General features: G+C 63.9%; 17 protein-coding genes and 1 riboswitch. Of the genes, 11 read left to right on the plus strand and 6 right to left on the minus strand.

Annotation, left to right across the window (positions count from 1 at the left end; genetic code table 11):
* Positions 1-42 precede the first annotated feature (42 nt).
* The 6 genes from RF701_RS16470 (at position 43) to RF701_RS16495 (ending at position 4,342) form a co-directional block, all read left to right on the plus strand.
* Positions 43-954, plus strand: coding sequence for a DUF3800 domain-containing protein (locus RF701_RS16470; protein ID WP_206379129.1), 912 nt, complete (start codon positions 43-45; stop codon positions 952-954).
* Positions 955-1,161: 207 nt separating this feature from the next.
* Entirely contained in the window at positions 1,162-1,785 is a 624-nt protein-coding gene (locus RF701_RS16475; protein ID WP_056432825.1) for a hypothetical protein, read from the plus strand.
* A 439-nt stretch (positions 1,786-2,224) separates the two neighbouring features.
* A complete protein-coding gene (locus RF701_RS16480; protein ID WP_042469543.1) occupies positions 2,225-3,160 on the plus strand; it encodes an ArdC family protein in 936 nt (311 codons plus the stop codon).
* Positions 3,157-3,810 (plus strand): hypothetical protein, encoded by a 654-nt coding sequence (locus RF701_RS16485; RefSeq protein WP_018251240.1) that lies wholly within the window; start codon positions 3,157-3,159, stop codon positions 3,808-3,810. The genes RF701_RS16480 and RF701_RS16485 overlap by 4 nt, the downstream gene beginning before the upstream one ends.
* A gap of 20 nt (positions 3,811-3,830) precedes the next feature.
* Positions 3,831-4,148, plus strand: coding sequence for a hypothetical protein (locus RF701_RS16490; RefSeq protein WP_018251239.1), 318 nt, complete (start codon positions 3,831-3,833; stop codon positions 4,146-4,148).
* Positions 4,145-4,342 (plus strand): hypothetical protein, encoded by a 198-nt coding sequence (locus RF701_RS16495; protein ID WP_018251238.1) that lies wholly within the window; start codon positions 4,145-4,147, stop codon positions 4,340-4,342. The genes RF701_RS16490 and RF701_RS16495 overlap by 4 nt, the downstream gene beginning before the upstream one ends.
* A gap of 57 nt (positions 4,343-4,399) precedes the next feature.
* Here RF701_RS16495 and RF701_RS16500 read toward each other — a convergent pair whose 3' ends face one another.
* Both RF701_RS16500 and RF701_RS16505 read right to left on the minus strand, forming a co-directional pair.
* On the minus strand, positions 4,400-4,963 hold the full coding sequence (locus RF701_RS16500; RefSeq protein ID WP_018251237.1) for a manganese efflux pump MntP family protein: 564 nt from the start codon (positions 4,961-4,963) through the stop codon (positions 4,400-4,402).
* A gap of 11 nt (positions 4,964-4,974) precedes the next feature.
* Positions 4,975-5,138, minus strand: a riboswitch (yybP-ykoY riboswitch).
* Between the two features lie 68 nt (positions 5,139-5,206).
* A complete protein-coding gene (locus RF701_RS16505) occupies positions 5,207-5,476 on the minus strand; it encodes a metal-sensing transcriptional repressor (protein ID WP_007406864.1) in 270 nt (89 codons plus the stop codon).
* 122 nt (positions 5,477-5,598) lie between these two features.
* Here RF701_RS16505 and RF701_RS16510 point away from each other — a divergent pair, with 122 nt between their 5' ends.
* Both RF701_RS16510 and RF701_RS16515 read left to right on the plus strand, forming a co-directional pair.
* On the plus strand, positions 5,599-6,738 hold the full coding sequence (locus RF701_RS16510) for a nickel/cobalt efflux transporter (RefSeq protein WP_277813609.1): 1,140 nt from the start codon (positions 5,599-5,601) through the stop codon (positions 6,736-6,738).
* Entirely contained in the window at positions 6,738-6,929 is a 192-nt protein-coding gene (locus tag RF701_RS16515; protein WP_037569978.1) for a DUF1289 domain-containing protein, read from the plus strand. Before RF701_RS16510 ends, RF701_RS16515 begins: the two co-directional genes overlap by 1 nt.
* Positions 6,930-7,081: 152 nt before the next feature.
* On the opposite strand, the gene RF701_RS16520 is transcribed toward RF701_RS16515, so the two are convergent.
* A complete protein-coding gene (locus RF701_RS16520; protein ID WP_043058994.1) occupies positions 7,082-7,294 on the minus strand; it encodes a hypothetical protein in 213 nt (70 codons plus the stop codon).
* Positions 7,295-7,489: 195 nt separating this feature from the next.
* Between RF701_RS16520 and RF701_RS16525 the strand changes: the two genes are divergently transcribed.
* Genes RF701_RS16525 through RF701_RS16535 form a run of 3 tightly spaced genes read left to right on the plus strand, consistent with a single transcriptional unit; the run spans position 7,490 to position 13,133 of the window.
* A complete protein-coding gene (locus RF701_RS16525; protein ID WP_007406848.1) occupies positions 7,490-8,749 on the plus strand; it encodes a TolC family protein in 1,260 nt (419 codons plus the stop codon).
* Positions 8,746-9,900: an efflux RND transporter periplasmic adaptor subunit gene (locus tag RF701_RS16530; RefSeq protein ID WP_007406857.1), complete on the plus strand. Its 1,155-nt coding sequence runs from the start codon at positions 8,746-8,748 to the stop codon at positions 9,898-9,900. The genes RF701_RS16525 and RF701_RS16530 overlap by 4 nt, the downstream gene beginning before the upstream one ends.
* Positions 9,897-13,133, plus strand: a complete 3,237-nt coding sequence (locus RF701_RS16535) for an efflux RND transporter permease subunit (protein ID WP_018251231.1) — start codon at positions 9,897-9,899, stop codon at positions 13,131-13,133. The genes RF701_RS16530 and RF701_RS16535 overlap by 4 nt, the downstream gene beginning before the upstream one ends.
* A gap of 418 nt (positions 13,134-13,551) precedes the next feature.
* Here RF701_RS16535 and RF701_RS16540 read toward each other — a convergent pair whose 3' ends face one another.
* From RF701_RS16540 to RF701_RS16550, 3 genes are read right to left on the minus strand one after another with little or no spacing between them, the layout of a single operon-like run.
* Entirely contained in the window at positions 13,552-13,947 is a 396-nt protein-coding gene (locus RF701_RS16540) for a DUF305 domain-containing protein (protein ID WP_050794225.1), read from the minus strand.
* Positions 13,934-14,248 carry a hypothetical protein gene (locus tag RF701_RS16545; protein ID WP_206379108.1) on the minus strand — a complete coding sequence of 105 codons (315 nt, stop codon included), beginning with the start codon at positions 14,246-14,248 and terminating at the stop codon, positions 13,934-13,936. The genes RF701_RS16540 and RF701_RS16545 overlap by 14 nt, the downstream gene beginning before the upstream one ends.
* Positions 14,249-14,253: 5 nt before the next feature.
* Positions 14,254-14,604, minus strand: coding sequence for a DUF3147 family protein (locus tag RF701_RS16550; protein ID WP_018251229.1), 351 nt, complete (start codon positions 14,602-14,604; stop codon positions 14,254-14,256).
* Between the last annotated feature and the right edge of the window lie 125 nt (positions 14,605-14,729).

Raw genomic sequence — 14,729 nt, forward strand, 5'->3', positions numbered from 1 at the left:
AGCGTCCGTTCTTGACAACACCAGGCTCATCGCTCATATCTGTTGACGGACGCGGCTCACGGGCTGCCCCAATTCCGAGGCCCACGCTTAGCGTGGGCTTTCGCGATTCTGGGGACCTGCATGCTGTATTTCGCTTATCTCGACGAGTTTGGCCACATCGGCCCGTATGTCGCGCGCGACGATCCCGCCTACAATGACAGTCCCGTTTTCGGGCTCGGGGGCATGATCCTCCCCTACTCATCCGTGCGGCAATTCTCGACCTGGTTCTACCAGCTCAAATGCAACATGCTGGCTTGGGAGATCGGGCAAAGCGGCCAGCATCCCGCGACATGGGAGAAGAAGGGCTCGGCCCTCTTCACCAGCATGAACGTCGAGAAATACCGGCAGGTTCGCACGGCGGCCAATCGCATCCTCAACAAGATCCGCGCAAGCGGCGGGCATGTCTTCTACGTTGGCCTCGAGAAGAACCGCCCCGTCGCGGAGTTTAAGGCGCAGGCGCTTTACCTCACGGTCCTGGGCGAGGCGATGAAGCGCCTCAACCAATATGCCGATCAGAACGACGCCGATATGGTCATCGTCATGGACGAGCATCAGGATCGCGACGCCATCCTGACTCGCGCGAGCCAAGCCATGTATGGTGGCCCCTCCCCCCGGCGTCGCATCATCGAGCCGCCCTTCCAAGTCGAGAGCGAACGCTACCAGACATGCCAGTGCGCCGACTGGCTATGTGGTCTGGTCGGCCGCGTCGGCGCCTATCAGGCGCGCCCCGACGAATGGGCTGACATGGCTTGGTCGCAGACCTACTTTCAGGACCGGCTCGACGCGGCATCGGTGCGAAGCTCGATCCGCCTGCAAACGGCCGCTACCGAGGTCGAAACGGTGGAAGCCCTACCCGCCGTCGTCGATACAGGTCTCGCACAGCCTGCACCGGGCAACGACGACACGCCGGCCTGACTCCGGCGGGTCAATCCGCCGGCATATCACTCGGCCGGGTCGGACGCATCGTTCCAGCGATGAAGAGGGGTGTGCCACGTGGCACAGCTACGCCAGCAAGGAACTGGTTCCCGAGCTGGGGCCGCGTTCGTCAGCTCGACGATCCAGCCACCCGTGTACGTGGGATCTATACGCCGCTTCGCAAAGCCATTCCCGTAAGGAGGACAAATGCCCGCAGGCCCTGGAACATCTTCCTCACCGCGTGAACTCGTCACCAAGGCGTTTGACTCCGCCTTCGTGATCGCCACCATATTAGCGGCCATCTATTTTGCCGGGTGGACCTACAGACAGGCCTATTTCGGCCGTTTTGCCATCGATCCGACCAATCTTGGCGGTTCGAACATTGCAGTTGCGGTGGAGGGCCTCGGTGCCATTATCACCACAACCGGCGCGTGGCTTACAGCGATCCTGCCGCTGCTGATCGTGACGGCGCTTACTTTGATTGCCGGCAAGCTCTTCGACCGCGCCAGGGCTGCATCGCATAGGCCGCCGTTTTTTGATCCTCTGACATTGTTTATGGCTCGGGTGGGGTGCGGGACCATTGTCATCCTCATTGTGGTCGCCGCTGGCCATGTTGCAGGTACGATCCGAGCGAAAGACCGCATAGGTAACATCACCCGAGGGGAGGTGTGGATTTACCATCTCGAAGGAAAGCAGGTGTCAGGTATCACGCTGGGGCAATCCAACGACATGACATGGGTTCTCACCAAAGAGGGTGTGCGGCCCCTCAAAACGGCAGAGATCCAGCTTATAGATGGCGCTCTATTCAACAGGGTTGCTACAGAACGCTAACGTCTAGGATCAGCGTGAAGCCGGGTGCGACCCTGCAAGCACCGCTCCTTTCGCTCTCTGCGCCGACCAAGCCGCCGTACCGCCGTCTCGGCCCTATTGGGTGACGATCCTCGCGTGAAAGGTGTGCCACGTGGCACACCTGATCGAAGCGCCTAGGGCGCGGCGTAAGCCCGTTCGCGCCGCTGCCCTCCCCCGGAGGCCATCCAGCGCCGGGGAACACCAAGGGCGGCTGCCCTTTCGTTCCCGAACGACAATCGACCGCCCGTGTAATCCGCCAAGCGTGGCACTCGACGCCCTGCAGGGCGTCGGCCACGCTAGGGCGGCTCGCCCGCGCCAGCGGTAGATTCTCGCCCTCCCTCCCCATCCCGTTCCTCGCCGGAAAGGCAGAGCCGGTTGCTGTTGCGACCGGCTTTCAGCCTCAGAGGAAAGGAAGACAATCATGGGACGGATCACCGACAACCGGGCCGACATCTATCAGGAAATCACCGATCAGATGATCGCCATGATCGAGGCGGGCACCCGGCCTTGGTCGAAATCGTGGAACGGCAGCACCGCACCCACCATCCCGCTGCGCTCGACGGGGGTTCCCTATCGCGGCATCAACGTCCTGACCCTTTGGGTTGCCGCCATGACGAAGGGCTATGCTTCCCCGCATTGGCTGACCTTCAAGCAGGCGCTCGCGCTCGGCGGCTGCGTCCGCAAGGGCGAGAAGGGCTCAACCGTCGTCTATGCCAACAAGATCGAGGTGAACGCCGACAGCAAGGCACAGGAGGGCGCAGAGCGAGGCGAGGATGGCAAGCGTCAGGTGGCGTTCCTCAAGCGCTACACCGTCTTCAATGCCGAGCAGATCGACGGCATCGAGGCGAAATATCCTGCCCCCTTGCCCGTCATCACCGCGACCAATCCCGACCAGCGCGACGCCGAACTGGACACGCTCTTTGCCCGCGTGCCCGTCACCCTCAAGCACTTCGGTTCCCAGCCCTATTATCAGCCGAGCGGCGATCATGTCGTCATGCCGCAGTTTGCCGACTTCCACACCAGCGACGACTATTATTCGACCCTAGCGCACGAGCTTTGCCATGCGACGGGGCACGTTGACCGCCTTGCCCGCCCCTCCCTCATTTCCACGAAGCGCGAGGACTATGCTCGCGAGGAACTGGTCGCCGAGCTTGGGGCCGCGTTCGTCAGCGCCACCATCGGCATCAAGCTCCACGATCGCGAGGACCACGCCGCCTATCTGGCGAACTGGCTTCAAGCGCTCCGCAACGACAAGAAGTGCATCTTCACCGCCGCACGGCTCGCGCAGGACGCGTCCGACTGGCTGTTGAGCCGCATGGCGGTCGAGACAGCGCCCGAACTGGAGGCGGCGGCGTGACCGCCGCCGACGATCCCGGCCCCGACGGGGGCCGGGGCGTGGCGGCGCGCATTGTCTTTGACCCGAGCGTCGCCACGGTGAGCGAGGAGGAGTTTAACGAGCTGGTCGCGATCATGCGCGATGGCCCAAATGCGAAGCCGCTGACCCCCGAAGCGCAATGGCGGCGCGACTATCACAAGGCGATGTTCCACCGCCGCCTTGTCGGCGTACAACCCGACCTGTTCGGCGGGAAGCCGGTAACGCATATGTACAAGGCCGCCCCCGGGCCAGTCAGCGACTGGAAACCGGAACCGGTCGAGGAGAAGCTGTCCCGGATCGCGCGCGATCCCCAAGCGACGTTCGGCATCGGCCGACCGGCTCTTTCGCCGGAGGAACTGGCCGTCGTCATCGACGGCGCAGCCAATTGGCTGCGGATCGCGCAGCGGGTCCGGATTGCGGGCGCTTTCGCATCCTATGACGGGCGCGCGGAACGCCGCATCGGTCGGAAAGGCGTGATCTGGCGCTTGTGCAGCCCGGTGTTTGCAGGCCACACCTATGTTTATCTCGATCCGACCGGCGCCGAGCGGGTAGAGAAGATCGTGATGGTGGAGCTGCGCGACGTCGAGCCGATCGATGATGCGCTGTTGGTCCCCGTCCCCTTCCACGCTTGAAGGAGCAGAAGCGAATAGTCATGAGCCCACCCCAACGCCGCCCCGCAATCCGGGCTGTCAGCTTCGAGGACGTTGGCGAGGCCATTGCCCGCCTGATCGTCGTCGCCGGGTCCGATACCGGCCAAGCCTCGCGTGCGGCCGACTTCCTGTTGGCATGGTGGGACGGCAGTGCATGGGGCCATTTTCCGGTCCTTCACCTCTGCAATTGCGATCCCGGCATCTCGGAAGACATGCTCATCGTCATGGCGCATCTGGCGGCCGAGCCGTCCGTCTATCCCGATGCTTGGGGCTACCGCGACGCGATGGCGGCGCTGGTCGAGCAGTGGCGGCCCGCATGACCCCGCTGCGCACCGCCATCGACATCATGACGGGCTTGCCCATCGATCGCGATACACGCCGCGCGCGGCTACTCGCCGCGCGCCGCAAGCCGGTCGGAAGCATCCCCCGGCGCGGCATCCTGTCCGGCCATTGGGATCGTGGCAATGTCGTCGGCGCGTTCCGGGGAGGACGCGGCAGCTTTATCGCGGACTAGCTGCGAAATCGCGCGCCGCTTCCCCGCCAAGCGAGCAAGCGGCGCGCTGGTTTGAGGTCAGGCGGTGAGGTGCTGGTAGAGGATCGTGCCGCCGATGAGGATGAGCGTCAGCCCGCCCAGCATCTCTGCATAGCGGCCGATATACCGTCCCGCGTGCTTGCCGAGCATGACGCCGATCGTGGCGACGACCGTGGTGATCCCGCCAATGATGAGGCACGCGGTCAGGATATTGACCTGCATGACCGCGAGACTGACACCCACCGCCGTTGCATCGATGCTGGTGGCGAGCGCGGTAACGACCAGTCGCCACACGCCGGTCTGAGCGCGCTGACCCGCGTCCACGTCGCTTTTCGTCGCTGCATGGATCATATGCCCGCCGACGCCGAAAAGCAGGAAGAAGGCTATCCAATGATCGACTGCCGCGATCCAAGTGCTCAGCGCCAGGCCGATCGCCCAGCCAATCGCCGGCGTGATCGCCTCGAAGAAGCCGAACACGGCGCCGACACGTAAGGCATCGCGCCAACGATTGCGCTGATTGGTCGCACCCTTCCCCACCGCCGCAGCGAAGGCGTCGACCGACAAGCTGGCGCCAAGAGCGCCGAGCGTTAGCAAACCCGTCATTGATATACGTCCAAGGGCCGTCAACCGAACGACGCAATCCACCTCCGGCCACGAGAGAGGTAGCGCATCGTTGGTCTCGCCGGGCAGATCAAAATCTGCTGCCATCGCCACGAACCGGAAGGTTCAAGGATGTTGACGATGGCCCCGCAACAGCGGGTAGCTACTCCCCAAGAGTGAGACGCCCGTATCCCCTGGGGGGCATATGTACAAGCCGAATCCGATCAACCCTGTCCGATTAGGCGATCACCAGTATTTGGATATCGCCCGGAACTGCTCCACCGCCACCTTTGTCCCCTCGCCCTCTTCGGCGTGAACCAAGCAGTGATCGATATGATCGTTGATGAGCGCGCGCTTGGCGCTGGCGATCGCGTTCTCCACCGCCTGAAGCTGCTGCGCGATATCGACGCACGGCCGTTGCTCTTCGATCATCCCGACGATGCTTTTCAGGTGCCCGGTCGCACGGTTGAGCCGCTTGATGATCGCGGGATGATTGGAATGATCGTAATGGGCCATGTCACCCTATAAGACAAACGGACGAACTTTGTCGAGCAACCCCCCGGGGGGATAGACTCTATCCCCATGGGGGGATATGGACCTGCCCGAACTTCACGTCCGATCGGTCGCGACCGCCGGGCTTGCCGGGACGCACCATGACCTCTTTCGCCGAACTCGTTCAACAGGGCAGCTCCAATCTCTGGCTGTTCATCCCGACCGCGCTGCTGCTCGGTGCGCTGCACGGGCTGGAGCCCGGCCATTCCAAGACCATGATGGCTGCGTTTATTATCGCAGTGCGTGGCACTGTTGGCCAAGCCGTCCTGCTCGGCCTGTGCGCGGCGCTTTCGCACACCGCGATCGTGTGGGGCATCGCGCTTGGCGGGCAATATCTCGGGCGCGGCATCAACACCGAAACGACCGAGCCTTACCTCCTGCTCGGCTCGGCCGTCATCGTTCTTGGCATCGGTCTATGGATGATTTGGCGCACGCGTGCCGATCAGAAGGCCGAAGCCGCGCACGATCACCACCACCATCACGGCGAGGACGAGATCCGCACGATCGACACCGGCCACGGCATGATGCGTCTGGAGATTTTCGAGGATGGCGTGCCGCCGCGCTGGCGGGCGAGCTTTGCCAAGGGTGGCTGGAAAGCGGCGGATGTTATCCTCACAACGGATCGCGGCGAAGGCCGTTCGCAGACATTCCGCTTCGTCGATCGGGGCGATTACATCGAAAGCGTCGAGGAGATCCCGGAACCGCACGCCTTCAACGCGCGCGTCTCGCTGGGCCACGGCGGCCACAGCCATGACTACGACCTCACATTCGCCGAACACGGGCACGATCACGGCCACGGGCATGATGGACTGAAGGTCACGGGCGACGATGCCTACATGAACGCGCATGAGCGCGCCCACGCCGCCGATATCAGCCGCCGGTTCGCCGATCGTCAGGTAACGACCGGCCAGATCGCGCTGTTCGGCCTGACGGGCGGGCTGATCCCCTGCCCCGCAGCCGTCACCGTCCTCCTGCTCTGCCTCCAGCTCAAGCGTCTCGCGCTCGGTGTCGTGCTGGTGAGCGCGTTCAGCGTCGGCCTTGCCGTGACGATGGTCAGCGCCGGCGTCATCGCATCGCTCAGCGTCACGCACATCCGCAAGCGCTGGTCAGGGTTCGGCGACTTCGCGCGCAAGGCGCCTTATGCGTCGGCGGGCCTGATGCTCGTGATCGCGGGCTACATGGCCTATTCCGGCTTGCAAGGCCTCAGTCGGATCGGCGCGATCTGATGCGATCGCCTTGCGTCGATCTATGTGGTTTCGATGCCCGCACCGGATGGTGCCGGGGGTGTGGCCGCACGCGCGACGAGGTCCGGCGTTGGCGTAACCTGCGACCTGGTGATGCACGCCGCGTCATGAGCGACCTGCCACACCGCTTGGCAAAGCTGACCGACCGTTCCGCAAAGGGGGGCACGTCCTGATGTCGTGTCTCGCCGCCAAGGCGCTGGTATAATGTCGAGCAGGCTGAAATAGCGTGAACGCTCGAATTGACCGGCAAGTGATTTCCTTGCCCCGTTTTTTGCGTCGGCTTACGCTGCAAATGATGGCGGTGCAGCGTTCCTCTGTTGCGATCCTAGGAGTCGTGTTGGCGCTGGCCGCTGTCCTCGGGCTTGTCGCAGTATCGGGATGGCATAGCGCCATGGTTCACGATCACGGCCCGGTTCAAGTCGCCATGGTCGATACCCATTCTGATGACGATCACGACCATGCGGTTATGATCGATCATGACGATCAGGCTCCGGCAAAGCAGGCCGACGGCGACGGGCCAGCTCACCTTCTTGCCCACGCCGCAGGCCACTGGGTTGCTTTCGATGGCGCGAGGGCTGCGCCGGTTGCGGCCATCGTCGCCGCTCGCGTGTGGTCGATATTAACTCCATCGCTCCCCAGCGGGATCGACCCATCTAAGCTTCTGCGTCCGCCTCGCGGTTGAGTCTCGCCGACGCCGCGCGCGTCGACTGACTACCCTAGAGGATCATGCACTATGAACGGCAGTTTTCGCCGGTCGCGCACCGTTGCGCTGACCGGCGCCTTTGCGGCGCTATCGCCCGTAGGTGCGGCGTGGTCGCAGACCGCACCCCCCTTTGCACAGCTTCTAAATCAGACGCGTGATGTGCCGCGCGTCCTGGCGCTAGAAGCAGACGTCGCCCGAGCACGCGGCTTGGCATTACAAGCGCGCGCCCGACCGAACCCCTCGATCAATGTCTATGCAGAGAATTTCGTGGGCGACCACGATCGCAATGCGCGCAATCAACAACAGACGACTTTCCAGGTCGATCAGCCTGTCGAACTGGGCGGCAAGCGATCCGCTCGGATCGCCGCCGGTGAAGCCGGGATCGTTGCGGCAAAGGCGCGCGATCGTGACGGCCGTCTCGTCTTTGCGACTGAGCTGGCGCGCGCTTATGCTGGTGCCGAAATCGCCGATCGTCGCATCACCATCGCCGAAGAAGAGGTTAAACAGGCGACCGATGTCTTGAGGGTTGCCCGCGCTTTGGTCGGCGCCGGCAAGGAAGCCCGTCTCCGGCAAGTGCAGGCCGAAACCGAACTGAACACGCTTCAGGCCGACCTCGAAAACGCGCGCGCTTTCAAGACGGTCGCGCTGGCACGTCTTTCGGCGCTCGCCGGTATGACCACCCCCTTCACCGGTCTTTCGGAGTCACTCCTCGATCGGCTCGATGCCAAGCCGGCTTTCGGTCCCATTGACGCGATGCAGGCGACGACGGTGCGGGTCGCGGAAGCCGAACAAGACGCCGCTGCGCGGGCGGTGACGGTGCAACAGCGCCTCGCCATTCCGAACGTCACTGCGCAGCTTGGAGTGCGTCAACTCCGCGTCGCGAGCGGCCCTGCCCTAGTCGCCGGCATATCGGTCCCGCTCCCCTTCTTCGATCGCAACCAGGGCAACATCGCGGCGGCACGCGCTGAGCTGCAAGGAGCAGAAGCGCGCGCCGCCGCGGCCCGGCTCGAAGCCGAGGCCGGGACACGCGCCGGTCTAGCGCTGGTCGAGGCAGCCGACGCTCGTGCCGCTGCCGCGCAGCGGACTTTGACAACCGCCGAAGAAGGCTACCGCCTCGCCCGCATCGCTTACGAGGCAGGTAAAAGCCCGCTGATCGAACTGCTCGCCGCACGTCAAAATCTCGGAGTCGCCCGCGGCCTCATCCTCGATGCCGCCGCAGCGCGCCTCGACGCCCGCGCCAATCTCGCCCGTCTGCAGGGCCTCACCATCACCGGAGAAGCGGTGCAATGACCGATAAAACTCGCCTCTACACCGGCGCCGCCATTGGCCTGGTCGCTGCCGCCGCGCTTGGATTCGGCGCTGCGCGCCTCACCCAATCGCCCGCCCCTGCCCCTGCTCCTACGGAGGCCGCAGCGCCAGCCAAGCCGTCGAACACGGTCGCGATGACGCAGCAGGCACTTTCGGCATCGCAGATCACTGTAGCCCCGGCGGCCTCCGGCGAGCTGGACGCCGCGATCCTTGCCTCCGCTACGGTCGAGGCGACGCCCGACGCCGAGGCGGTGCTGACCGCGCGCGCACCGGGCACGGTCAGCCGTATCATGGTCCGCATCGGCGATCTTGTGCGAGCCGGCCAGACGCTCGCTCTGGTCGAGAGCCGCGATGCTTCGCAGATCGCAGCCGATCGCTCGGCCGCGTCCGCGCGCGTCACTCTCGCCGCTCGCCAGCTCGAACGCGAACGCGGTTTGCTTGCCCAGGGCGTCACCCCCCGCGCTGACTATGAAGCCGCACAAGCCAATCTGGCGGTCGCCCAGGCCGATGCCCGGCGCGCTAGCGCCGCCGCAGGCGCTGCCCGCGTATCAGGTGACGGCCGATCGGTTGCGGTCGTCAGCCCCGTCTCGGGGCGCGTCACCAATGCTGGTGCCAATCTCGGCCAGTTCGTCGCGGCTGAAACCGAGCTGTTCCGCGTCGCCGACCCGCGCCGGCTTCAGATCACGGCTAGCGTTCCCCCCGCCGATGCAGGCCGGGTCCGAGAAGGTGACAGGGTGGAGTTGACCACCACCGATGGCCGCAAGATCGAGGGCCGCGTACGTTCGTCGACCGGCGTCGTCGATCCGCAATCGCGGACCGCGACCGTCGTCATCACGCCGACCTCTGGCGGCAGCACACTCGCCCCGGGCCAGCTTGTGCAGGCTCGTATCCTCGCCAGCGGCGGGGCCGCCAAGAGTGGCGTGATGGTGCCGCAAGACGCGGTGCAGACGCTTGGCAGCGATACCGTAGTGTTCGTCCGCACCGGCCAAGGCTTCCGCGCACAGCCGGTTCAGGTCGGCAGCCGATCAGGCGGGATGGTGGCGATCACCGGCGGCCTCGCCGCCGGCACGCAGATCGCCACCACCAACGCTTTTCTCCTCAAAGCGGAGATCGAGAAGGAGTCGGCGGAATGATCGGCCGCATCCTCTCCCTTTCGGTCCGGATGCGATGGCTTGTCGCCGTCCTGACCCTCGTCGTCATTGGCTTTGGTTTATGGCAGATCACCAAGCTGCCGATTGACGCTGTGCCCGACGTCACCAACCGACAGGTCCAGATCAGCACATTCGCCCCGACGCTTGGGCCGGTCGACATCGAAAAGCAGGTGACGTTCCCGGTGGAAACGGCGCTGGCCGGAATCCCAGGGCTTGAGATGACCCGCTCCATCTCGCGCAACGGCTTCAGCCAGGTAACGGCGGTCTTCACCGACCGCACCGACATTTACTTCGCGCGCCAGCAGGTGACGGAACGGCTCGCACAATCGCGCGACAGCCTGCCTTCCAACGCGCAGCCGATCCTAGCACCGCTCAGCACCGGGCTCGGCGAGATTTTCTTCTATTCGGTCGCCTTCCGTCACCCCGACGGCAAGGGCTTGAAGACGGTCGATGGGAAGCCGGGCTGGCAGTCGGACGGCAGCTATCTCACGCCCGAGGGCGAACGCCTGACCACCGAGCTGGCGAAGGCGGCATATCTCCGCACGGTGCAGGATTGGATCATCCGCCCACAGATGCGCGCCGTGCGCGGCGTCGCCGGGGTTGATTCCAACGGCGGCTATGTGAAGCAATATCTGATCGAGCCAAACCTGAACGCGCTCGTTAGCTATGGGCTGTCGGTGACGGAGTTGGCGGACGCGATGGAGCGGGCCAATCTCTCTGCCGGCTCCAATTACGTCCGCCGTGCCGGCGAGAGCTTCCTTGTCCGCGCCGATGCTCGCCTCAAATCGATCGATGACATTCAGGAAGCCGTCGTGGCAACCCGGAACGGCGTTCCCATCCGCGTCAAGGACGTGGGCCAGGTCGTGATCGGCGGTGCGGTCCGCACCGGATCCGGCAGTCGCATGGGATCGGAAGCGGTCATCTCGACCGTGCTGATGCTGGTGGGCGACAACAGCCGCATCGTCGCGACCGATGCCGCCGAGAAGCTGACGCAGATCAACAAGGCGCTGCCGCCCGACGTGTTCGCCGAGCCGGTCTACAACCGGTCCAAGCTGGTCAACGCGACGATCGCGACGGTCGAAAAGAACCTCACAGAAGGCGCGCTGCTCGTCATCGTCGTGCTGTTCCTGCTGCTCGGCAACATCCGCGCCGCGCTCATCACCGCTGCGGTCATCCCGATCACTATGCTGATGACGGCCGCCGGCATGAACGGGCTGGGCGTATCGGGCAACCTGATGAGCCTTGGAGCGCTCGACTTCGGGCTGATCGTCGACGGCGCCGTCATCATCGTCGAGAATGCGCTTCGCCGCCTCGCCGAGCGCCAGGAGCATGAAGGCCGGCTTCTCACCCGCGACGAGCGGATGGAGGAAACGACACTCGCGGCCAAGGAGATGGTGCGGCCGACCGTTTATGGTCAGCTCATCATCTTCCTCGTCTTCGTGCCGCTGCTCACCTTCCAGGGCGTTGAGGGCAAGACGTTCGCGCCGATGGCGATCACGTTGATGGTGGCGCTCGCCTCCGCTTTCGTCCTGTCGCTGACCTTCGTTCCCGCGATGATCGCGATCGTCGTCAAGGGCCGGGTCAGCGAGACGGAAGTGAAGCCGATCCGCTGGTTCAAGGAACGCTACGCCCCCGTGCTGGGCAGGGGCGTAGCTCGGCCGATGCCCTTCATTCTGGGCGGTGTCGGCGTGTTCGTCGCGGCAGTGCTGAGCTTTGGCTTGCTCGGCGAGGAGTTCATGCCGCAGCTCGACGAGAAGGACATAACCGTCACCAACTTCCGCGTGCCATCGGCGTCGATCGATCAGTCGACACAGATGCAGCTTCAGATCGAGAATGCATTGAAGACGCTGCCGGAGGTGGCGCTGGTCTTCTCTAAGAACGGCAACGCCGATCTCGGCACCGATCCGATGCCGCCCAATGCGTCGGATACCTATGTGATTCCAAAGCCAGAGGACGAGTGGCCGGCGGAGGTTAAGAGCAAGGAGGACATCCTTCGCCGCATCGAGGAGCGGATGAAACCGCTGATCGGCAACCGAACAGAGATTCAGCAACCGATCCAGATGCGCTTCAACGAGCTGATCGCCGGCGTTCGCGCCGACGTCGCGATCAAACTCTACGGCGATGACCTCGACGCGATGAGCGAACAGGCGCGGCGCATCGCTTCCGTCATGCGCACCATCCCGGGCGCTGGTGACGTGAGTGCCGAACAGACGTCCGGCGCGCCGACCTTCGACGTGCAGATCGATCGGCAAGCGGCGGGCCGTTATGGCCTGTCGGTTGAGGAGGTGGCGAACACGGTCTCGGCTGCGCTTGGCGGGCGCGAGGCCGGGTTGTTGTTCGAGGGAGACCGGCGGTTCGACGTCGTGGTCCGCCTCCCCGATGCGCAACGGGATGACCTTGAGACACTGGGGTCGATCCCGGTGATGCTGCCCACTGCCGAGGGTCAGGTGGCGCGCTCGATCCCGCTCAGCCAGGTCGCCCGGTTCAACTACACGCAGGGGTTGAACCAGGTTAGTCGCGAGAATGGCAAGCGGATGGTGGTCGTGCAGATCAACGTCCGCGGGCGCGATCTTGGCGGGTTCGTCGACGAAGCACAGGCGAGGATCGGCCAGATGCAGCTTCCCGCCGGCATGTATACTGAGTGGGGCGGCACCTTCGAGAGCCTGCAATCGGCTCGGTTGCGCCTGCTGATCGTCGTGCCGATCTGCTTTATCGCGATCTATGCCCTGCTCTACATGGCGCTCGGCAGCTTCGTGTCGGCGGCGATCGTGTTCTCGGCGGTGCCGATGGCGCTCGCAGGGGGCGTGTTTGCGCTGCTGCTGCGCGGTATCCCCTTCTCGATCACCGCAGCGGTCGGGTTCATAGCCCTATCGGGCGTTGCCGTCCTCAACGGCCTCGTGATGATGAGTGCGATCGGAAAGTATCGCGAAGACGGTGCGGCCGACGACGATGCGATCGTGGGCGGCGCAATGGAGCGCGTCCGTCCGGTGCTGATGACCGCGCTGGTCGCGTCTCTTGGCTTCGTGCCGATGGCGCTTGCGACCGGCACAGGAGCAGAAGTGCAACGCCCACTCGCAACGGTCGTCATCGGGGGGCTTATAACATCGACAATCCTGACCCTTCTTGTCCTGCCAGCCATCACAGCGTTGTCCATGCGATTGAGAGGCTCAAAGGCACAAGGTTCGACTGTCGGCACCACAAAGGCCCAGATTTGAGTCTACATGCGCACGTTCTGGTATCGTTGACCGGCATCAAGTTCAGTGTCGGTTCAAGTAGAAGCCCTAATATCAAATACGCCGTCGTTCGATCCTATCGTCCGATGGTAGGAGAGTAGACATGCGTAAGACATTTTGGATTGCAGCGGGGCTGCTGGCTTCGTTGGTCCCTGGTACTGCGATGGCGCAGCACCATGGTGGCCGTCATTCCACAGGTCATGGTAGCTACGGCGGACATGGACGTGTGGTCGTGTCAAATCACGGCTATGGCTATGCGCAGCCCTATTATGGTGGCGGCTATTATGCCGACTCTCCGCGATACCAGTCTCGCCACTACGTGCGCGATCGGCACTATGATCGTCATTCCCGTCCGAGGCATTACCGCCGCCATCATTGACGGCGGTAAGGCTTCGGGCCGCTACTTGCGGGTTTCGCGCCGGGCAAGCCACGCCCGCATCTCGGCGATCTCGCGCCGCTGCGTCGCCACTACTTCGGCTGCAAGCCGGCGAACAGCGGGATCGCGCCCGTACCTCAATTCTATCTCGGCCATCGCGATCGCGCCTTCATGATGGGGGATCATCGCGCGCATGAAGTCGGCGTCGGCATCACCAGTGAAGGCCACGTCCATAGCGCCATGCATCTTGGCGTTCGCGGCCCGGTAGGCTCTGGTTGCGGGCGTGTCGGCCCGCTTTCCCGCATCAGCTCCCCGGGTCACGCTCGTACCGTGTTGAGCGTGCTGTGCGCTCGCAGCAGGTGGCGTCAGTCCAGCGGCCGTTGCGACCATCAGCGCGAGCGTGCCGTTAATTCCGATCATCACGTTCCTTCTCCAGTGTAGCATCATGTCCGCGCTGGCGTCCGGCTCTGGCCGGAGGTTGCCGGCGCGCAGCCGCATCGAGCTCGGCCACGGCCTGGGCCGCGGCCTCGCAGTCGCTGCCGGTTTCCTGGCCCCGCTCGCAGCGGGTGACAACCAGCCTCGCCTCTTCCGCGTGGAAACGGAAATAGCCAGCATCCCGTGGTTTAATCAGTCCGCATCCAGTCAGAGCGATGGTCGCGACAGCGGCAATGAGCGCGCGTTCCTTGAGGTTTGTCATTCTGTTCACCCGCTCGTTGTTCATGGAAATCACAAAGCGATGCCAAAGCGCCGGAGTGCGAGAACCATCGCGATATAGAGCAGGACGGTCAGGCAGCATCCGGCGGCCAAGGCTGGCCAAAAGCCAATTCCGTGACGCAAAAGGACTGGTATCAGTAGGAATAGCGGCAGCGAGGGGAGTACGAACCAGAAGGTCGCCTGCGCATGGGCCGCCATGTTCATCGCATCAGGCCGGTCGTGCCACAGCCATATCATGCCAAGGACCGAGACGACCGGTAGCGACGCAATCAGCGCTCCGAACCCGGGATAGCGCTTCGCCACTTCCGACGCTGCCGCGATTAGTATGCCCGAGACGATGGCCTTGACTGCAAGATAGTACATAGGATGCTTCGCTTACCTTGTGGCGGTGGATCTTGATGATGCGGCCCAGCGCCACTTCCCCCCGTTGCGACGCCATGCGCGAAACCCGATGCGGTAAAGCCTCCCGATCCACTTGATGAGAATGA

It is taken from the genome of Sphingomonas sp. GV3 (assembly GCF_031082075.1).
GTDB lineage: Bacteria > Pseudomonadota > Alphaproteobacteria > Sphingomonadales > Sphingomonadaceae > Sphingomonas > Sphingomonas beigongshangi.